Origin of the sequence: Streptomyces sp. NBC_00016, assembly GCF_045040885.1 — a bacterium.
In the GTDB taxonomy this organism is placed as follows: Bacteria; Actinomycetota; Actinomycetes; order Streptomycetales; family Streptomycetaceae; genus Streptomyces; species Streptomyces coriariae.
The window spans coordinates 7,150,217-7,168,447 of the sequence record NZ_CP108304.1 but is presented as its reverse complement, the minus strand read 5'-3'; the positions used below and the strand labels follow the sequence as shown (position 1 = coordinate 7,168,447).

At 73.0% G+C, this 18,231-nt stretch carries 18 protein-coding genes and 1 riboswitch; of the genes, 9 read left to right on the top strand and 9 right to left on the bottom strand.

All coding sequences use genetic code 11. The annotated features are described in order from the left end of the window. Positions 1-146 precede the first annotated feature (146 nt). From OG933_RS31625 to OG933_RS31615, 3 genes are all read right to left on the bottom strand, one after another. Positions 147-560, bottom strand: a complete 414-nt coding sequence (locus OG933_RS31625) for a DUF3040 domain-containing protein (RefSeq protein WP_020129944.1) — start codon at positions 558-560, stop codon at positions 147-149. 276 nt (positions 561-836) lie between these two features. Beyond that, the gene (locus OG933_RS31620; protein ID WP_054242857.1) at positions 837-1,664 is read right to left on the bottom strand and encodes a methyltransferase; all 828 of its coding nucleotides are present in this window, start codon (positions 1,662-1,664) and stop codon (positions 837-839) included. A 191-nt stretch (positions 1,665-1,855) separates the two neighbouring features. Beyond that, on the bottom strand, positions 1,856-2,419 hold the full coding sequence (locus OG933_RS31615) for an SAV_6107 family HEPN domain-containing protein (RefSeq protein ID WP_020129946.1): 564 nt from the start codon (positions 2,417-2,419) through the stop codon (positions 1,856-1,858). A gap of 175 nt (positions 2,420-2,594) precedes the next feature. Between OG933_RS31615 and OG933_RS31610 the strand changes: the two genes are divergently transcribed. The 5 genes from OG933_RS31610 to OG933_RS31590 all read left to right on the top strand — a co-directional run bounded on the left by OG933_RS31610 (position 2,595) and on the right by OG933_RS31590 (position 8,782). Continuing rightward, positions 2,595-3,512 carry an ATP-binding cassette domain-containing protein gene (locus OG933_RS31610; RefSeq protein ID WP_405630214.1) on the top strand — a complete coding sequence of 306 codons (918 nt, stop codon included), beginning with the start codon at positions 2,595-2,597 and terminating at the stop codon, positions 3,510-3,512. Next, positions 3,484-5,568 (top strand): YhgE/Pip family protein, encoded by a 2,085-nt coding sequence (locus tag OG933_RS31605; RefSeq protein WP_405630211.1) that lies wholly within the window; start codon positions 3,484-3,486, stop codon positions 5,566-5,568. Before OG933_RS31610 ends, OG933_RS31605 begins: the two co-directional genes overlap by 29 nt. A 44-nt stretch (positions 5,569-5,612) precedes the next feature. Further along, positions 5,613-6,239, top strand: coding sequence for a TetR/AcrR family transcriptional regulator (locus OG933_RS31600; protein ID WP_020129949.1), 627 nt, complete (start codon positions 5,613-5,615; stop codon positions 6,237-6,239). Positions 6,240-6,653: 414 nt separating this feature from the next. After that, positions 6,654-7,271 (top strand): DUF4126 domain-containing protein, encoded by a 618-nt coding sequence (locus OG933_RS31595; RefSeq protein WP_054242852.1) that lies wholly within the window; start codon positions 6,654-6,656, stop codon positions 7,269-7,271. 38 nt (positions 7,272-7,309) lie between these two features. Beyond that, entirely contained in the window at positions 7,310-8,782 is a 1,473-nt protein-coding gene (locus OG933_RS31590) for a phytoene desaturase family protein (RefSeq protein WP_405630208.1), read from the top strand. Positions 8,783-8,840: 58 nt separating this feature from the next. On the opposite strand, the gene OG933_RS31585 is transcribed toward OG933_RS31590, so the two are convergent. From OG933_RS31585 to OG933_RS31560, 6 genes are all read right to left on the bottom strand, one after another. After that, on the bottom strand, positions 8,841-9,872 hold the full coding sequence (locus OG933_RS31585; RefSeq protein WP_405630207.1) for a hypothetical protein: 1,032 nt from the start codon (positions 9,870-9,872) through the stop codon (positions 8,841-8,843). Between the two features lie 56 nt (positions 9,873-9,928). After that, the gene (metF, locus tag OG933_RS31580; RefSeq protein WP_405630204.1) at positions 9,929-10,852 is read right to left on the bottom strand and encodes a methylenetetrahydrofolate reductase [NAD(P)H]; all 924 of its coding nucleotides are present in this window, start codon (positions 10,850-10,852) and stop codon (positions 9,929-9,931) included. 140 nt (positions 10,853-10,992) lie between these two features. Continuing rightward, entirely contained in the window at positions 10,993-11,640 is a 648-nt protein-coding gene (gene thiE / locus OG933_RS31575) for a thiamine phosphate synthase (RefSeq protein WP_405630202.1), read from the bottom strand. A 77-nt stretch (positions 11,641-11,717) separates the two neighbouring features. Continuing rightward, a complete protein-coding gene (locus tag OG933_RS31570; RefSeq protein WP_054242848.1) occupies positions 11,718-12,083 on the bottom strand; it encodes an Rv2175c family DNA-binding protein in 366 nt (121 codons plus the stop codon). Positions 12,084-12,142: 59 nt separating this feature from the next. Continuing rightward, a complete protein-coding gene (locus OG933_RS31565; RefSeq protein ID WP_405630199.1) occupies positions 12,143-13,390 on the bottom strand; it encodes an NAD(P)/FAD-dependent oxidoreductase in 1,248 nt (415 codons plus the stop codon). Positions 13,391-13,422: 32 nt separating this feature from the next. Beyond that, positions 13,423-13,773, bottom strand: coding sequence for a hypothetical protein (locus OG933_RS31560; RefSeq protein WP_020129957.1), 351 nt, complete (start codon positions 13,771-13,773; stop codon positions 13,423-13,425). A 52-nt stretch (positions 13,774-13,825) separates the two neighbouring features. Then, positions 13,826-13,936, top strand: a riboswitch (TPP riboswitch). On the opposite strand from OG933_RS31560, the gene thiO reads away from it, so the two are divergent. From thiO to pknB, 4 genes are all read left to right on the top strand, one after another. Next, positions 13,934-15,100 carry a glycine oxidase ThiO gene (gene thiO, locus OG933_RS31555; RefSeq protein ID WP_405630196.1) on the top strand — a complete coding sequence of 389 codons (1,167 nt, stop codon included), beginning with the start codon at positions 13,934-13,936 and terminating at the stop codon, positions 15,098-15,100. (Overlaps the previous riboswitch by 3 nt.) 44 nt (positions 15,101-15,144) lie before the next feature. Further along, positions 15,145-15,345: a sulfur carrier protein ThiS gene (gene thiS / locus OG933_RS31550; protein ID WP_028806863.1), complete on the top strand. Its 201-nt coding sequence runs from the start codon at positions 15,145-15,147 to the stop codon at positions 15,343-15,345. A gap of 3 nt (positions 15,346-15,348) precedes the next feature. Beyond that, positions 15,349-16,143 carry a thiazole synthase gene (locus OG933_RS31545; protein ID WP_020129960.1) on the top strand — a complete coding sequence of 265 codons (795 nt, stop codon included), beginning with the start codon at positions 15,349-15,351 and terminating at the stop codon, positions 16,141-16,143. Between the two features lie 137 nt (positions 16,144-16,280). Further along, positions 16,281-18,221, top strand: coding sequence for a Stk1 family PASTA domain-containing Ser/Thr kinase (gene pknB / locus OG933_RS31540; protein WP_362527977.1), 1,941 nt, complete (start codon positions 16,281-16,283; stop codon positions 18,219-18,221). Positions 18,222-18,231: the final 10 nt, after the last annotated feature.

The following is an 18,231-nucleotide window of genomic DNA, read 5'->3' as shown; positions in this document are numbered from 1 at the left end:
CTCGCACGGCTTGCGCGGCCTGCAGTGGCTCTGCACGAGCCGGGGAAGCGCGCGGCCGGGACGGCGAAACCGAAACGTTGAGGGGGCGACCACCCGGCCGGGTGGTCGCCCCCTCAACGTTTCTTCGCATGGGGGTGGTGCTGCGGTCAGTGACCGCCCTGCTCGTCACGGCGGCGCTGCCAGCGCTGCTCGATCCGGTCCATCATGGAGCGCTTCTGCCGACCCTGACCACGACTGTGCGGGGTACCCGGGGCTCCTGCGGCGCCTGCCGCGGGTTGCTCGCCCGGCTTGGGTGCCTTGCGCCAGCCGGTCACGGCGAGAACCGCGCAGCCCAGCATGACGAGGAAGCCCACCACGCTCAGCCAGACCTGCTTGGCGACCATACCGGCCATGAGGAGCGCGATACCCACGAGGAAGCCTGCGACCGCCTGGTAGACCCGCCGCCGGGTGTACGTACGCAGCCCGCTTCCCTCGAGCGCCGACGCGAACTTGGGATCTTCGGCGTACAGCGCTCGCTCCATCTGCTCGAGCATGCGCTGCTCGTGCTCCGAGAGCGGCACGGAGTCCTCCTCATCGTGCAGTCGCCGGGGCGACCCGGGGGGTCCCTTCAGGATAGGCAGGGAATCGCCCCCGTGAAACCCGCCCCTCTACGCCAATTGGCCAACCGGAGCCCGTCATGGACGTCCCGGCCCGCTGAGGTTTCCATTCCCCAGGAGCCGACCCGTCATGCCGGGCGGTCTCCCTCGATCATACGGCGCACTGCGCCCGAACGGGGGGCCTGTGGCGTACTCCATGCGCTGCCAAGGCCCTGATCAGCGGTGCGCCCCAGGAGGCGCTCAGCTCCCGTCGGCCCCCTGCGTCTCCCCCAGCACATGAAGCTGGGTCGCCACGGAGTGGAAGGCGGCGAGTTCGGCGGCGGCCTCCTCGAGCTTCAGCAGGGCTTCCATGGCACCGGGCTCGGTGTCCACGAGCACACCGGGGACGAGGTCGGCGAAGACCCGCACCCCGTGCACCGACCCGACCCGCAGGCCCGCGCCCTCGACCAGGGCGGTGAGCTGCTCGGCCGTGAAGCGGCGCGGCACCGGGTCGCCCTCGCCCCAGCGGCCGTCCGGGCCAGTGAGGGCCTGCCGGGCCTCCTTGAAGCGGCCGGCGAGGGCACGCGCGAGCACGGCTCCGCCGAGGCCGGCGGCGAGCAGGCTGAGGACGCCGCCGGAACGCAGCGCGGCCACCACGTTGCGGACGCCCTCGGCCGGGTCGTCCACGTACTCCAGGACGCCGTGGCACAGGACCGCGTCGTAGCCGCCCCGCTCGACCACGTCGAAGAGCCCGTGGGCGTCGCCCTGGACGCCCTTCACGCGGTCGGCGACGCCGGCCTCGGCGGTGCGGCGCTCCAGGGCGAACAGCGCGTTGGGGCTGGGGTCGACGACGGTGACCCGGTGCCCGAGGAGGGCGACGGGCACCGCGAAGTTCCCGCTGCCGCCGCCGGTGTCGAGGACGTCGAGCGACTCACGCCCGGTCGTCTTGACCCGGCGCTCGAGGGCGTCCTGAAGGACCTCCCAGACCACGGCCGTACGGAGGGCGGCGCGGGGCCGAGGGGGGTCGGAGCGTAGCGGCGTCGGGTGCGGGCTGGGGTGGGAGACGGGCGGGCGCATCGGGTCCGACACGGCAGTTGACTCCTCGGCGCGGCACCGCCTCTTGCGCGGCGGAGCGAACGGGCTGCCTTCCCGGCCCGATCCGACCCGGCCCGGTGCGCGGGCGGGGCGGGGTGGGCCGAGGGAAGGCTTCAGGCGTCTTCCACCCTATTGCCTCCGGCGCCTTCGCCCGGTCACGGTGGTACGCCCCGGCGGCGGGCATGTCAGCCCGCGTCCGGCAGGTCGCGCCCCGCACCGGAGCCGTCCGGGTCGTCGCCCTCCTGGCGCGGCTGCGGGAGGACCGGCTGGAGCACCAGCATGCGTTCGACGAGGCGGAGGAACATCGCCACGTCGCGAATCAGGTCGTCGGCGTCCCGGCGGGTGGCCGCGCCCTGGATGCCGGCCTCGGCCCGGGCACGGCGCCGGGCCCCGGAGGCGAACAGCGCGCTCCACTCGGTGAGTTCGGGCGCTATCTCGGGGAGCACTTCCCAGGCGCTCCGGATGCGGGCCCGGCGGCGCGGGGCGGGATCCGGGCGGCCCCGGGCGGCGAGCACGGCCGCCGCGGTGCGCAGGGCCGCCAGATGCGCCGTGGCGTAGCGCTCGTTGGGGGTTTCGAGGACGGCCGCCTCGTCCAGCCCGGCGCGGGCCTGGGCGAGCAGGTCGAGGGCGGCGGGCGGGGCCGTGGTGCGGCGCAGCACGGGGTGCACATCGCTCGCCGGGCCGTTCAGTGAGGGGGCAGGGCCGGCGGCGCGGCGCCGGTTTGCGGCGGCTGCGTGGTAGGTGGCCATGACGAACCTCCTGTCGTCTGTGTGACGGCACGCCCTGATACGGGTTGCCGTATGTGCCCATCGTGGGGTATGGCACTGACAATCCGTTCTGACCTGGGCTTTTGCTTCGATCGAAGGTTCGGGCTAGTTTTTGCACTGACCAGTCAGTTCAAATAGTCGTCAATCAGGGGGACCTGTGGACGGAGTCGGTGTCACCGCCGACGGCTTCGGGCTCCGAGGCCCTCGCGGATGGGCGTTCCGGGGCATCGGCCTCGACGCGGAGCCGGGCTCGTTGATCGCCGTCGAGGGGCCGTCCGGCTCCGGGCGGACCAGTCTGCTGCTCGCCCTCACCGGGCGGATGAAGGCCACCGAGGGGACGGCGACCGTGGGCGGGGCACGGCTGCCGAAGCAACTGGCCGCCGTGCGGCGCGTCAGCGCGCTCGCGCACGTCGCCGGCGTCACCGACCTCGACCCGGCCCTGACCGTCGGGGAGCACCTGCGCGAACGGGCGCTGCTGGAGCGGCGGTTCGGCGGCCCCGTACGGGAGTTGCTGCGACCACGCGCGGAGCGGGCGGCCGAGGTGGGGCTGCGGATCGACACCGCGCTCGCCGCCGCCGGGCTCGACCGGGAGGCCCTGCCCAAGGGTTCACGGACCGCCGTCCGAGATCTGGAGCGCCTCGAAGCACTGCGGCTGTCCGTGGCGCTGGCGCTCATCGGACGCCCCGGGCTGCTCGGTGTCGACGACATCGACCTGAAGCTGACGGACGCCGAGCGGGGGGAGGTCTGGGCGCTGCTCGGATCCCTCACCGAGGCGGGGACGACCGTCCTCGCCGTGTGCGGCGAGGCCCCCGAGGGCACGGTCACGGTCTCCACCGGCCCGCAGGCCGCCCCGCTCGACCGGGAGGAGGCCGACGAGGCCCCTGACCGGGAGGACGCCGTCGAGGCCCGTGGCCAAGAGGACGGCATCGACTCCTCCGACGAACCCGCCGCCGAACCCGCCCGAACGACAGCCAGGCCCACCGAGTCCGGTGAGCCCACCGGGTCCACCGAGCCCACCGGGTCCGAACAGGAAGAGGAGAAGACGGATGCGATCGCCGAGACTGGCCGCGCTTGAGCTGCGGCGCTTCGGCCGGGGCAGACTTCCCCGGGCCGCCCTCGTCGCGCTCCTGCTGCTGCCCCTGCTGTACGGCGCGCTGTACCTGTGGTCCTTCTGGGACCCGTACGGGCGCCTGGACCGCATTCCCGTGGCCCTCGTGAACGACGACAAGGGCGCCACCGCCGACGGCAAGAGGATCACCGCCGGGGACGACATCACCAAGGGCCTGCGCGACAGCGAGGTCTTCGACTGGCACGAGGTGAGTGCCGCCGAGGCGAGCGCGGGCGTGGAGGACGGCAGGTACTACCTGTCGCTGACCATGCCGGCCGACTTCAGCGGGCGGATCGCCTCCAGCGCGGGCGACTCGCCCGAGACGAGCGCCCTCCAGGTGCGCACCAACGACGCCAACAACTACATCGTCGGACAGATCTCGCGAACGGTCTTCAGCGAGGTGCGCACGGCCGCGTCCACGAAGACCTCACGGTCCTTCCTGGACAAGATCTTCGTCTCCTTCTCCGACATCCACGGGGCGACCGCGAAGGCCGCCGACGGGGCCGACGACCTCACCGGCGGCATCGGGAAGGCCGAGAAGGGCTCCAAGGACCTCGCCGACGGGCTGAGCGACGCCAAGGACGGCAGCGGCAAGCTGGCGAAGGGCCTGAAGAAGCTCGACAAGGGCGCCGACGACCTGGAGGACGGTTCGCAGAAGGTCGCGGACGGCACCCAGACGCTCGCCGACAAGGTCAACGGGGTCGCCGACACGCTGGGGCCCTTCGTCAAGGACAACGAGAAGACCATCGGGGACACCGCCCAACTGGTCGCCGACTCGGCCAAGGTGATCCGCGACAACCTCGCCACCCTGGTGAAGCTGGCGCCGACCGCCGCCGAGGGCGCCCACACGGGCTCGGACACCCTCGCCGCCGTCCACAAGGCGCGCTGCGAGACGCCGGTCCTGCCCGACCCGGCGTGCGCCGACCTGAAGAAGGCCAAGGACGCGGCCGCCGACGTGGCGAAGGTCGCCGACGACCTCAACACGCTGATCGCCGACCAGGACGGCGACCTGAAGACGCTCCGCACGAACCTCGCCACCCTCCAGAAGCAGGCGCAGTCGCTCGCCGACAGCGCCCCGCACCTCTCCGAGGACCTCGACGACGCCGTGACCAAGGTCAACGCACTCAACACGGGCGCCGCGAAGGTCGCCAAGGGAGCCAAGAAGCTGCACACCGGGCTCGGCACGGCCAAGACGGGGTCGGTCGACCTCGACGAGGGCGTCACCAAGCTCGAAACGGGCGCCCAGGACCTCAACGGCGGCATCTTCAAGCTCTCCGACGGCTCCGGAAAGCTCGCCGACGGCCTGCACGACGGCGCCGAACAGATCCCCGACTACGACACGCAGCAGCGCGACGCGCGCACCGCCGTCATGGCCGACCCGGTGCAGCTCGCCTCCAAGGACCTGCACAAGGCGCCCAACTACGGCACCGGCTTCGCCCCGTACTTCATCCCGCTGTCGCTGTGGGTGGGCGCGATGGTGGCGTACATGCTGATCGCGCCGATGAACCGGCGCGCGCTCGCCGCGGGCGCCCCGGCGTGGCGGATCGCGCTGGCGGGCTGGCTGCCGGTGGTCGCGATCGGGGTGCTCCAGACGACGGCCCTGATGGCCGTGCTGCACTGGGCGATCGGCCTGGAGATGGCGCGGGCGGCCGGCACGGTGGGCTTCCTGTTCCTGGTGACGGCGTGCTTCGCGGCCCTCGTGCAGTGGCTCAACGCGCGCTTCGGGGCAGCGGGCCGGATCCTCGTACTCGCCCTGCTCATGCTGCAGTTGACGTCGGCGGGCGGCACCTATCCGGTGCAGACCAGCCCCGGCTTCTTCAACGCGATCCACCCCTACCTGCCGATGAGTCACGTCGTCGACGCGCTCAGGAGGCTCATCACGGGCGGCGGCCTGACACCGGTGTGGCACGCGTGCGTGGTGCTCGTCGCCTTCACCGCGGGAGCCCTCGCGCTGACCGCCCTGTCGGCGCGCCGCCGCCAGGTGTGGACACTGGACCGGCTGCACCCGGAGCTGAGCCTGTGAGGATCCGGCGTCCGGCAGGCCGGGTTCCTGTGACAATCAGGACCATGGAAAGCAGCACCACCCCGGGCGGCAGCACCCGCCGCGAGGCCACCCGGCAGAAGCTCTACGAGGCAGCCGTCACGCTCATCGCCGAGCAGGGCTTCTCCGCGACGACCGTCGACGAGATCGCCGAACGGGCCGGCGTCGCGAAAGGCACGGTCTACTACAACTTCGCGAGCAAGTCGGTCCTCTTCGAGGAACTGCTGAGGCACGGCGTGGGCCTCCTCACCGCCTCGCTGCGGGAGGCGGCCGAGCGCACCGCGCGGGACGGCGGCAGCAAGGTCGACGCCCTGGACGCGATGGTCCGCGCGGGCCTCGTCTTCATCGACCGCTACCCGTCCTTCACCCAGCTCTACGTGGCCGAGCTGTGGCGCACCAACCGTGCCTGGCAGTCCACCCTCATGGTGGTCCGGCAGGAGGCGGTGGCCGTCGTCGAGGGGGTGCTGCGCGAGGGCGTCGAGAACGGCGAGTTCAGCGACGAGATCGACGTCCCGCTGACGGCGGCCGCCCTGGTGGGCATGGTGCTGGTGGCCGCGCTGGACTGGCAGGCCTTCCAGCCGGAGCGCTCCTTGGACGACGTCCACTCGGCGCTGTCCCGGCTGCTCCAGGGACGGGTGAGCGGTCACCGGTAGCCCACGCGCGCGTGGTGCGGGTCCGAACCGCGCCACGCGCGCGTGGGCACACGAAAGCGCCGGTCCGCGGTGGCCCCGTCCCCCGTGGGCCGCCTCGAACCGGCGCTTCCTCGTGCTCCCCCGTTCCCCCGTTCCCTCCCCCGTTGTTCCCCCGTGCGGTCGTTCCCCCGGGGTGCCCCCCGCGCCTCACTCCCGCCGAACCGGCCGGCGGAAGGAGCGGATCGAGGGCCGCTCCGTTCCGGCGCCCCGTGTCGCCGGTGCCGGAGCCGCGCCTCTTTCCGTGCCACCACTGTCTCGTTCGCGCAGGTCCGCCCCCATCCGCGCGCGTACTCAACTCACTCACTAGGTACGCGTACTCAGCTCTGCGCACTCATCCCCAGGACGCCGCGCGGCCGACTGGTTACGATCGCGTCCGTGTCCGTACTCCCCCTTGTGTTCACCAGCGGCTGGGCCAGCGGCATCAACGCCTACGCGGTGGTGCTGCTGCTCGGCGTGTTCGGCGCGACCGGGCTGAGCGAGGACGTCCCCGAGACGCTCCAGCGGCCCGAGGTGCTCATCGCCGCCGGCCTCCTGTTCCTGTGCGAGGCGGTCGCCGACAAGATCCCCTACGTGGACTCGGCGTGGGACTCCGTGCACACGGTCGTCCGGCCGGCGGCGGGAGCCTGGGTCGGGGCGGTGCTCGCCGGGCAGAGCGGTTCGCTCTCCGACGCGGCGGCCGGCCTGCTCGGCGGTTCGACGGCGCTGGCCAGCCACGCCGTCAAGGCCGGCACCCGGATGGCGGTGAACTCCTCGCCGGAGCCGTTCAGCAACGTGATCGTGAGCCTGGCCGAGGATCTCGGGGTCGCCGGAATCGTGACGTTCGCGATGTTCCACCCGGAAGCGGCCGCGATCATCGCGGGGGCGCTGCTGCTGGCAGGTCTGGCGGTGCTCTTCCTCCTCGTCTCGCGGATCCGCCGGTTCCTGCGGCGCAGGGCGCAGCGGCGGGAGGAACGCCGCCTCGCCCGGCTCCCGTGGCCGCCGCCACCGGGCTGACGGCGTGACTGTCGGTGGCGGCCGATAAAGTCGCAGGCATGGCAGGGATTGCGGTGATCGGCGCCGGGATGGGCGCGCTGACGGCGGCCGCCCGGCTGGCCGTCGCGGGCCACCGGGTGACGGTGTACGAGCGTACGCAGACGTACGGCGGAGCGGTGCGCCGCTTCGAGCGGGACGGGTTCGGTTTCGACACCGGTCCCGGTCTGCTGCCCCTTCCCGCCGTCTACCGTGACCTCTTCGTCAAGACCGGCAAGGAGCCGCTGGAGGCCTGCGTCGAGCTGGTCCAGGTCGATCCGTCCGCACGGCACGTCTTCGCGGACGGCACCGAGGTGGCGCTGCCGAACGCCTCGCGCGCGGGGGTCGTCGCGGCGCTGGACGCGGCGCTCGGGGCGCCGGCCGGGCAGCGCTGGGGCGACTTCCTGGTCCGGGCCCGCGAGGCCTGGGACCGCACCCGCCGTCCGCTCCTGGAGGAGCCCCTGTGGGACGACTGGTCGGTGCTGGCCGCCCGCGAGCCCTACCCGGCGGTCCCGCACAAGCGCCTGCTGCGCACCCGTCGGGCGGGCACCCTCGCCGAGGTCGGCGCCTGGGAGCTGCGTGACCCCCGGCTCACCGCGCTGCTCGAGGACCACGCGCTCACGTACGGCCTGGACCCGCGGGTCACCCCGGCGAGCGCGGCCGTGCTGCCGTACATGGAGCACGCCTTCGGCACCTGGTACGTGCGCGGGGGGATGCGCGAGCTGGCCCGCGCGGTTTACGAGCGGTGCCTGGCCCGCCGGGTGGAGTTCGTCCTCGGCGCCGAGGTCACCCGGATCCTGGAGAAGGACGGCCGGGCGGTGGGCGTGGAACTCGCCGACGGCGAGGTGCGGGAGGCGGACTTCGTGGTCGCCCCCGGCAGCATCGGCGGTCTGCCCGCCCGCGCGGACGGCGAGGTCGCGCCCCAGCAGGGCCTGCCGAGCCGGCTGACCGTACTGCTCGCGCTGCGCGGCGCCCGGCCGGAGGGGACCGCGCACCGGACGGTGGCGCACTCGGTGGACCGTGACGGCGAGTTGGAGAGCCTCTTCGGTACGGCGCCGTCAGTGCCCGCGCGGCCGACGGTGACGGTTCTGCGGCCCGACGACCCTGCCCTGGTCCCGGACGGCGCCCACGAGGCGGTCACGCTCGGTGCGGTGGTGCCCGCGGGCACGGAGATTCAGGAGGCACACGTGGACGCGCTGGTCGCGGCCGCCGAGCGAGCCGTCCCCGGTCTGCGCGAGCGCGTCCTGTGGCGCGAGGTGCGCACCCCCGCCGACATCGCGCGGGAGACCGGTGCGGCGGGCGGGGCGGTCCCGGCGCCGGCACTGGCCGCGGCCGGGGGTCGGCTGCTGCATCCCGCCAACTCCACAGGCCTGCAAGGGCTGTTCACCGTCGGCGGCTGGTCGCACCCGGGCGGCGGGCTGCCGCACGCGGGCATGTCGGGCGCACTGGTGTCCGGACTGATCGTGGAGGGCCCGCAGTTCCGGGGCTCGCAGTGAGCCACCGGGCTTCCCGGCGGCGGCCCCGACAACAGGCGTTCCCGGGAAGACGCGGCCGTCAGAACCGATACTGCTCGTCGTAGCCGGTGCCCTGGCCGTGCTGCTGCTGGCCGTCGCCCTGGTACGGGTACTGCTGCTCGGGCGGGAGTTCGCCGCCCAGCGGGTCGTCGGTGCTGCGCTGCTGCGGGACCCAGACGCCGCCGGCCGGGGTCTCCCCGTAGCCGCCGGTGCCGTACTGCTCCTGCCCGTACTGCTGCTGCCCGTACTGCTGCTGGCCGTAGCCGGCGTCGTAGGAGCCGCCGCCGTAGGTCTGGGTGCCGATGTACGGGTCGGAGTAGGCGGCGTACTGCTGCTCGCCGGTGGCGTCGTAGCCGTACTGCTGCTGGTGGTACCCGGAGTACGTGTCGTACCCGTAGTTCTGGTCCGTGCCCTGGGCGGCCGTCGCGTACTGGTCCTGGGGCTGGCCCTGCGACTGGCCCTGGCCGCCCGCGGCCGCGTACGCGGTGTCGCTGTATATGCCGTAGGAGCCGGTGTCGTCGGGCAGGGGCTGCGGCTCGTACACGGACGTGGTCTCGGCGGCCGAGGGGTCGGCGCCGCGGGCCGCGGGCGTGAAGACGTCGTCCCGGTCGTAGTCGTCGTCGCCGAAGGCGTTCTTGTCGCCGAAGGCGTTCCTGTCCTGGCCGAACGCCACGTCGTCGGTGCCGTACTGCGCATCGGAGCCGATACCGGCCTCGCCCGCCTCCAGGCCGGAGACCTCGAGCGTCGGGTCCTTGCGCTCGGCCTTGCCGCGGCGCCGCTTGGTGACGGCACCGCCCTCACCGTCCGTGTCCGCGTCCCCGCGCCGGAAGGCCCAGCCCTCGGCGAAGCCGCGCCGGAACGACAGCGTGACGTAGGTCTGGCCGACCGCGAAGGCGGCCGCGCCCAGCGCGATGACGACGACCGACGGGATCAGGACACCGAGGACCACGCCGAGGAAGCCGACGAAGGCCAGCAACCGCCAGCGCAGCCGCGCCTTGTACTGCAGCAGAACCTCGCCGAGCAGCCACAGCGCGACAAAGCCAAACGCGATGTAGAGGACCGTCCAGCCCATGTACGCCCCTCTCCCAGTGGCCGCTACGCAGTGTGTCGTATGTGAATGCGACCGGTCTAGGCCTGCGGCGGATGGTGCAGGCCCAGGTTCTCGTAGATTTCCAGCGTCGCCGTGGAGTTGTTGAGCGTGATGAAGTGCAGTCCGGGCACTCCCTCGGCCAGCAGCCGTGCGCAGAACTCCGTGGCGAAGTCGATGCCAATGGAGCGTACAGCGGCCGGATCGTCTTTGGCTGTGAGGATCCGCTCTTTCAGGGCGGCCGGGAAGTGGGCGTTGCTGAGCTTGGGCAGGCTCTCCAGCATCTTCACACTCGTCACCGGCAGGACCTCGGGGATGACCGGAGTCACACAGCCGGCCGCCTCGACGCGGTCGCGCAGCCGCAGATAGGACTCGGGCTCGAAGAACATCTGCGTGATGGCGTAGTCGGCGCCGGCCCGGCACTTGTCGACGAAGTGCGTGACGTCCGTGTCCCAGTCGCCGGAGCGCGGGTGCATCTCGGGGAAGGCCGCGACACCCACGCAGAAGTCGCCCGACTCCTTGATGAGCCGGACGAGTTCGGCTGCGTACGTCAGGCCCTGGGGGTGCGGTACCCACGCGCCCATGGGGTCGCCGGGCGGGTCGCCGCGCACGGCGAGCATGTTGCGGATCCCGGCGTCGGCGTACTGGCCGATGATGTTGCGCAGCTCGGCGATGGAGTGGTCCACGGCGGTGAGGTGCGCGACCGGCGTGAGGGTGGTGTCGCCGACGATCTGCTGGGTCTCCCTGACCGTGGTCGCCCGGGTGGAGCCGCCGGCGCCGTACGTCACCGAGACGAAGTCGGGGGCGACCGCCTCGACCCGGCGCAGCGCGTTCCACAGGCTCCGCTCGCCTTTGGGCGTCTTCGGCGCGTAGAACTCGAACGAGTACGTCGTCTTGCCGGTCGCCAGGATGTCGCGCACGGTGCGCGCGCGGTCCGTCCTGGTGGATGCGGTTCCTAGGGCCATACCCGCAGGTTAGTCAGGGGTGGGCGGTCCCCCAACCCGATGCGGGAAATTTGCCCGGTTTGTCGACTTGTTGTCCACCCCTTGGGACAGCCGTACCAGACATGCCGGCCGTGCCGGAAGTACCGGCCGGGCCGGCCGGATCACGCCTCGCGCAGCCGCTTCGCGAACTCCGCCGCCGCGGCACCCGGGTCGTCCGCGTCCGTGATCGCCCGGACGACGACGACCCGGCGGGCGCCCGCCGTCAGCACCTCGTCCAGGTTGCCGAGGTCGATGCCGCCGATGGCGAACCAGGGACGGTCGGTGCCGAGGGCGGCCGTGTGCCGGACCAGGTCGAGGCCGGGGGCCGGCCGGCCGGGCTTGGTGGGGGTGGGCCAGCACGGGCCGGTGCAGAAGTAGTCGACACCCTCCTGGACGGCGGCGGCCCCGGCCTCCGCCTCCGAGTGCGTGGAGCGGCCGACGAGGACCTCGTCGCCGAGGATCGCGCGGGCCGCGGGGACCGGCAGGTCGCCCTGGCCGAGGTGGAGCACGTCGGCGGCGGCCGCATGGGCGACGTCCGCGCGGTCGTTGACCGCGAGCAGCTTGCCGTGCCGGGCGCAGGCGTCGGCGAACACCTCGAGGTGCTCCAGTTCCTCGGCCGCCTCGATGCCCTTGTCGCGCAGCTGGACGATGTCGACACCGCCCGCGAGGACCGCGTCCAGGAACTCCGGGAGGTCCCCCTGGCGGGTGCGGGCGTCCGTGCAGAGGTACAGCAGGGCGCCGGCCAGGCCGGTGCGGGCGGTGTCGGGCATACGAAGGTCCCCCCAGTGCGGTGGCGTACGGGAGCGGGCGCCCCCGTACGCCGCGTGTGTCGGTCCGAATACGCGGGTCAGACGGCGAGCGCCTGGGCGCGGCGCTTCACCTCCGTGCCGCGATTCTCACTCAGGGCCTGCGCGGGGGTGCCGGGCAGGCTCGGGTCGGGGGTGAAGAGCCACTCGAGCATCTCTTCGTCCTTGAAGCCGTCGTCCCGCAGCAGGGTCAGGGTCCCGACCAGGCCCTTCACCACCTTGTCCTCGTCGATGAAGGCGGCGGGGATGTGCAGCGCGCGGTTCTCGCCTCGGCGTACGGCGATGAGCTGTCCGTCCTTGATCAGCTGCCGGACGCGGATCACGTCGACATCGAGCATCTCCGCGATGTCGGGCACGGTGAGCCAGGCGGGGACGAGAGCATCGGTCTTTGCGTCAATCTCGGTCACGGGAACAAGCCTGCCATCTGCCGCTGACAGTCGGAAACCGGGCCGGTCCGACCAGGTGCTCAGGCCGCCGCCGTCGCCGCCTTCAAAGGCCTCGCCGGGTCCGTGAGGAGCCGGGGGTTCATGGGTGTGCCCGCCTGGATCAGCCGCTTGCCCTGGGCGAGGTCGCGTGCCCGGCCCACGGCCAGCAGGGCGACCAGCCGGTCCCCGCGCAGCCAGCACACCGACCAGGCGGGTCCCGACGGGTCGCCGCGCCACAGCACGCGGTCGGCGTCGGCGTGGTGTCCGGCGTACTGGACGAAGCGGCCGAACTGCTCGGACCAGAAGTACGGGACGGGGTCGTAGACGGCCAGGGGTTCGTCGGTGGCGGCGCCGACGATGTTCGTCGCGACCGTGCGCGGTCCCTGGAGGGCGTTGTCCCAGTGATGCACGAGGAGCCGCTCGCCGTACCGCCCCGAAGGGAAGGAGGCGCAGTCGCCGACCGCGTACACATCGGGCACGGAGGTCCGCAGATGGACGTCGGCCACGACCTCACGGTGGGCGCCGAGCGCGACGCCGGAGCCGGCCAGCCATGCGGTGGCGGGGCGGGCGCCGATGCCCACCACGACGGCGCCTGCGGGCAGCCGGGAGCCGTCTTCCAGGACGACCGCACCTGGCTCGACGCGCTCCACGCGCGCGTGGGTGCGCAGCTCGATGCCGCTGTCGGCGTACCAGGCGGCCATCGGGGCGGCGACCTCGGCGGGCAGGGCCCCGGCCAGCGGCCGGCCGGCGGCCTCGACGACGGTGACCGCGCAGCCGGCCTCCCGCGCGGCCGTGGCGAACTCGGCGCCGATCCAGCCGGCGCCGACGACCACGATGTCGTGCTGCCGGGCGAGTACGGGCCGCAGCCGTTCGGCGTCGTCCAGGGTGCGCAGCAGGTGCACGCCGGGCACGCCCTCGGCGCCGGGCAGCCGGATCGGTTCGGCGCCGGTGGCGAGGACGAGGACGTCGTAGGGGACGGGCCCGGCCTCGGTGTCCAGCTCGTGGTCGGCGGGGCGAAGGCCGCCGACCTCGCGGCCTAGCACCAGCTCGATGCCGAGGCCCTCGAAGTCGACGTCGAAGGCGGAGCCCTCGGCGTTGCCGAGCAGGACGGCCTTGGACAGCGGGGGCCGGTCGTAGGGCTGGTGGGGCTCCGCGCCGATCAGCGTCACCCTGCCGTCGAAGCCCTGTTCACGTAGGGCCACGGCGGTCTGCACCCCGGCCATGCCCGCGCCGACGACCACCACGCGCCGCCCGGACGGACCGCCTTCTTCCTGCCTCTGCTCGCTCACCTGATCACCTTAGGCGGCTGACGAATCGTCAGTCAGCCGTCGTGCGCCGTGACCTGCTCCACAACGCTGGTGCCGCTGCCCTCCTGCGACTCCCACGCCCAGCTCTCCTCGAGCCGCACCCGTCCGTCGCCAAGCTCCACGACCGTCGAGACGCAGTGCCCCGAGGACGTCGTCCCGTCGTGCTTGAGCTGTACGTACCGGAAGTCGAGCCGGTCCCCTTCCCGGGTACCCACCAGATGCCCGCGTACGACGTCACCGCCCGCGTACTCCGCCCAGATCTCGCCGCCGCGCTCGTGGTACGTGAAGCGGGTTCGGGTGCCGACCTGGCCCGGGGCCTGGTCGGCGACGGGCGCGAGGACGAGGCCGTCCAACGAGCGGGGCATGACGAAAGGCTCCCTTACAGAGGCGCCGGACCACGGGCTAGGGTGGCCAACCTAGAGCACACGCGGGAGTCCGGACGCACCGGGCTGAGAGGGAGGCTGGCGGCCTCCGACCGTCGAACCTGATCCGGGTCATGCCGGCGAAGGGAGGGGCTGGACGCCCATGTCGTCTCCACGTACGTCAGACGTCCTCGTCATCGGGGGCGGGATCATCGGGCTGGTCACGGCCTGGCGGGCCGCGCAGCGCGGCTTCGCCACGGCGGTGGTCGACCCGGCACCGGGCGGCGGGGCCGCCCAGGTGGCGGCCGGGATGCTGGCCGCCGTCACGGAACTGCACCACGGCGAGCAGACCCTGCTCGGCCTCAACCTGGCCTCCGCCCGCCGCTATCCGGAGTTCGCGGCCGAGCTGACGGAGCTGACCGGGCACGACCTCGGCTACCGGCGCTGCGGCACGCTCGCGGTCGCGCTGGACTCCGACGACCGCGCCCATCTGCGCGAACTGCACGCACTTCAGCAGCAGTCGGGGCTGGAGTCGGAGTGGCTGTCCGGGCGGGAGTGCCGGCGCCTGGAGCCGCTGCTGGCGCCCGGGGCGCGGGGCGGGCTGCGGGTCGACGGCGACCACCAGATCGACCCGCGGCGGCTGACCGCGGCGCTGGTGGCCGCGTGCGAGCGGGCCGGGGTGGCCTTCCACCGCGTACGGGCCGAGCGGCTGTCCGTCGTGGGCGAGCGTGCCACGGGGGTCGTCACGCCGGACGGTACGGCCCTGGAGGCGGGGCAGGTGGTGCTCGCCGGCGGCAGCCTGAGCGGTCGGCTCGCGGGGGTGCCGCAGGACGTGCTGCCCCCCGTACGGCCGGTGAAGGGCCAGGTGCTGCGGCTGACCGTGCCGCCGCGGTACGCGCCGTTCCTGAGCCGGACCGTGCGGGCCGTGGTGCGCGGCAGCCAGGTCTATCTGGTCCCCCGGGAGAACGGCGAGCTGGTCGTGGGCGCCACCAGCGAGGAGCTGGGCTGGGACACCACGGTGACGGCGGGGGGCGTGTACGAGTTGCTGCGCGACGCCCATGAGCTGGTCCCCGGGATCACCGAGCTGCCGCTCACGGAGACGCGCGCGGGGCTGCGGCCCGGGTCCCCGGACAACGCGCCGCTGCTCGGGCCGACGGCGCTGGCGGGGTTGCTGCTGGCCACCGGCCACTACCGCAACGGCGTGCTGCTGACGCCGGTGACGGGTGACGCGATGGCGCACGCCCTGGCCACCGGGGAGCTCCCGGACGAGGCCCGTCCCTTCACGCCCCGGCGCTTCGGCGCCGCCGCACTCTCGGAGCAGCCCGCATGAACGCCCAGGAGAACGCCCGGGGGAACGCCCGGGAGAACGCCCCCGTGCAGGTCTCGGTGAACGGAGAGCGGCGCGAGTTCGCCGCCGGTACGGCCCTCGACAGCGTCGTACGGTCCCTGACGCCGGCGCCCTCCGGAGTGGCCGCCGCGCTCAACGAGACCGTCGTCCCGCGCGCGCAGTGGCCGTCCACGGCGCTGCGCGACGGTGACCGGGTGGAAGTCCTCACCGCGGTCCAGGGGGGCTGAGCCATGGCCGACGATCCCTTCGTCCTCGCAGGCAGGTCCTTCTCGTCCCGTCTGATCATGGGCACGGGGGGTGCGCCCAGCCTGGAGGTGCTGGAGCGGGCGCTGGTGGCGTCCGGGACCGAGCTGACGACGGTCGCGATGCGCCGGGTGGACCCCTCGGTGCACGGTTCCGTGCTGTCGGTGCTGGAGCGGCTCGGTATCCGGGTGCTGCCGAACACGGCGGGCTGTTTCACCGCCGGGGAGGCCGTGCTGACGGCCCGGCTCGCGCGGGAGGCGCTGGGCACCGATCTGATCAAGCTGGAGGTCGTCGCCGACGAGCGCACGCTGCTGCCGGACCCGATCGAGCTGCTGGAGGCGGCGGAGACGCTGGTGGACGACGGGTTCACGGTGCTGCCGTACACGAACGACGATCCGGTGCTGGCCAGGAAGCTGGAGGACGTGGGATGCGCGGCGGTGATGCCGCTGGGCTCGCCGATCGGCTCCGGGCTGGGCATTCGCAACCCGCACAACTTCCGGCTGATCGTCGAGCACGCGCGTGTGCCGGTGATCCTGGACGCGGGGGCGGGCACCGCCTCGGACGTGGCGCTGGCGATGGAGCTGGGGTGCGCCGGGGTGATGCTGGCGTCGGCGGTGACGCGGGCGCGCGACCCCGAGCGGATGGCGTCGGCCATGCGGGCCGGCGTCGAGGCGGGAAGGCTGGCCCGGCTCGCCGGACGGATCCCGCCCCGCTACTTCGCGGAGGCGTCCTCGCCCGTGGAGGGCCGGGCCGTGCTGGACCCCGAGCGCCCCGCGTTCTGACCTCCGCCGCGCTACCGTCCGGTCTCCGGATACGGGAGTCGCGGGACCCGTGGGTTGCGTCACAGGTCGGCTCCAGTCGCGCTGCGATCGCGGTGGAACCGGCGGAGGTGTCAGCGGCGGCTCGTACACTCACCTGCGTGGACACGACCCTTCAGGACCCTCTGGTCGGGCAGCTGCTCGACGGCCGGTATCGCGTAGAGGCGCGGATCGCGGTCGGCGGGATGGCCACGGTCTACCGGGCCGTGGACACCCGCCTGGACCGCGTGCTCGCGCTCAAGGTGATGCACCCGGCGCTCGCCGCCGACGGGGCGTTCGTCGAGCGGTTCATCCGGGAGGCGAAGTCGGTCGCCCGGCTCGCCCACCCGAATGTCGTTCAGGTGTTCGATCAGGGTGCCGATGGGTCGTACGTCTATCTCGCCATGGAGTACATCGCCGGATGCACGCTGCGCGACGTGCTGCGCGAGCGCGGGGCGCTCCAGCCGCGGGCCGCGCTCGACATCCTGGAGCCCGTGCTGGCCGCGCTCGGCGCCGCGCACCGGGCCGGGTTCGTGCACCGGGACATGAAGCCCGAGAACGTCCTCATAGGGGACGACGGGCGGGTCAAGGTCGCGGACTTCGGGCTGGTGCGGTCCGTCGACACCGTGACCAGCACCACGGGAGCCGTGCTCGGCACCGTCGCCTATCTCGCCCCCGAGCAGATCGAGCAGCCCGGCGCCGCCGACCCCCGCGTCGACGTGTACGCGTGCGGGGTGGTGCTCTACGAGATGCTCACCGGTGAGAAACCTCACGACGGCGACTCCCCCGCGATCGTGCTCTACAAGCACCTCCACGAGGACGTCCCGCCGCCGTCGGCCCTCGTCCCCGGGATGGCCTTCGAGCTGGACGAGCTCGTGGCGTCGGCCACCGCCCGCACCCCCGACGTCCGGCCGTACGACGCCGTCGCGCTGCTCGGGCTGGTACGGGAGGCGCGTGCTCCGCTCAGCGTGGACCAGCTGGACGCGGTGCCGCCGCAGGCCGTCTCCGCAGGGCACGACAACGCCGAGGACAGGACGAGCGTGATCCCGCGCTCGCTCACCGTGCCCCGTCCGCTGCCCGTCAACGACGACGACCCCGCCGACGGCGAGGACCCGCTCAACCGCACCTCTCGCTTCCAGAGCGGGCCGCCCCTGCCGCCCCGGCGCCGGACCGCACGGCCCCGGCGCGGGGTGCTCGCGCTCGTCGCCGCCGTCCTGCTGGTGTTCGGCGTGGGCGCCGGTGTCTGGTACATCAACTCCGGCCAGTTCACCAAGGTCCCCGCGGTGCTGACGCAGAAGGAGGCGGAGGCCAGGACCCGGCTGGAGGCCGCCGGCCTCGAGGTCGGCAAGGTGCGGCACCAGCACAGCGACACCGTGAAGCGCGGCACCGTCATGGACACCGACCCCGATCCGGGCGCCCGGATCCGCAAGCACGACTCCGTGACGCTCACCGTCTCCGACGGCCCGGAGATCGTGAAGGTGCCGGATGTGACGGGCTCCCGGCAGGACAAGGCCGAGGAGCTGCTGAAGACGGACGGCCTGGAGCCGGGTCTGGTCACCCAGGAGTTCAGCGAGGACGTCATCAAGGGCTTCGTGATCAGCACCGACCCGGAGGCGGGCACGAAGCGCCGCGCGGGCACGGCGGTGTCGATCGTGGTCAGCAAGGGCGCCCCGGTCGCCATCCCGGACGTCACCGGCGATGCCGTGGACGACGCCAGGGCCGAGCTGGAGGAGGCCGGTCTGAAGGTGAAGGTCGCCACCGAGCAGGTCAACTCCGAGTTCGACAAGGGCCGGGTCGCCACACAGACCCCGGAGGAGGGCACCGAGGCCGCCGAGGGCGACACGGTGACACTGACGCTGTCCAAGGGACCGGAGATGGTCGAGGTCCCGGACGTGGTCGGCGCGAGCGTCGACGACGCCAAGTCACTCCTGGAGCAGTCCGGGTTCGAGGTCGAGGAGGACCGGGGGCTGCTCGGGCTCTTCGGCGACACCGTGAAGAGCCAGTCCGTGGACGGCGGCGACACGGCGCCCAAGGGATCGACGATCACGATCACCATCCGGTGACCGGGCGGTG

Coding starts and splice junctions, on each gene's coding strand:
- OG933_RS31615 (WP_020129946.1), bottom strand. CDS start 2,419: ATGGCCACCTACCACGCAGCCGCCGCAAACCGGCGCCGCGCCGCCGGC.
- OG933_RS31605 (WP_405630211.1), top strand. CDS start 3,484: ATGCGATCGCCGAGACTGGCCGCGCTTGAGCTGCGGCGCTTCGGCCGG.
- OG933_RS31600 (WP_020129949.1), top strand. CDS start 5,613: ATGGAAAGCAGCACCACCCCGGGCGGCAGCACCCGCCGCGAGGCCACC.
- OG933_RS31590 (WP_405630208.1), top strand. CDS start 7,310: ATGGCAGGGATTGCGGTGATCGGCGCCGGGATGGGCGCGCTGACGGCG.
- OG933_RS31585 (WP_405630207.1), bottom strand. CDS start 9,872: ATGGGCTGGACGGTCCTCTACATCGCGTTTGGCTTTGTCGCGCTGTGG.
- metF (WP_405630204.1), bottom strand. CDS start 10,852: ATGGCCCTAGGAACCGCATCCACCAGGACGGACCGCGCGCGCACCGTG.
- thiE (WP_405630202.1), bottom strand. CDS start 11,640: ATGCCCGACACCGCCCGCACCGGCCTGGCCGGCGCCCTGCTGTACCTC.
- OG933_RS31560 (WP_020129957.1), bottom strand. CDS start 13,773: ATGCCCCGCTCGTTGGACGGCCTCGTCCTCGCGCCCGTCGCCGACCAG.
- thiO (WP_405630196.1), top strand. CDS start 13,934: ATGTCGTCTCCACGTACGTCAGACGTCCTCGTCATCGGGGGCGGGATC.
- OG933_RS31545 (WP_020129960.1), top strand. CDS start 15,349: ATGGCCGACGATCCCTTCGTCCTCGCAGGCAGGTCCTTCTCGTCCCGT.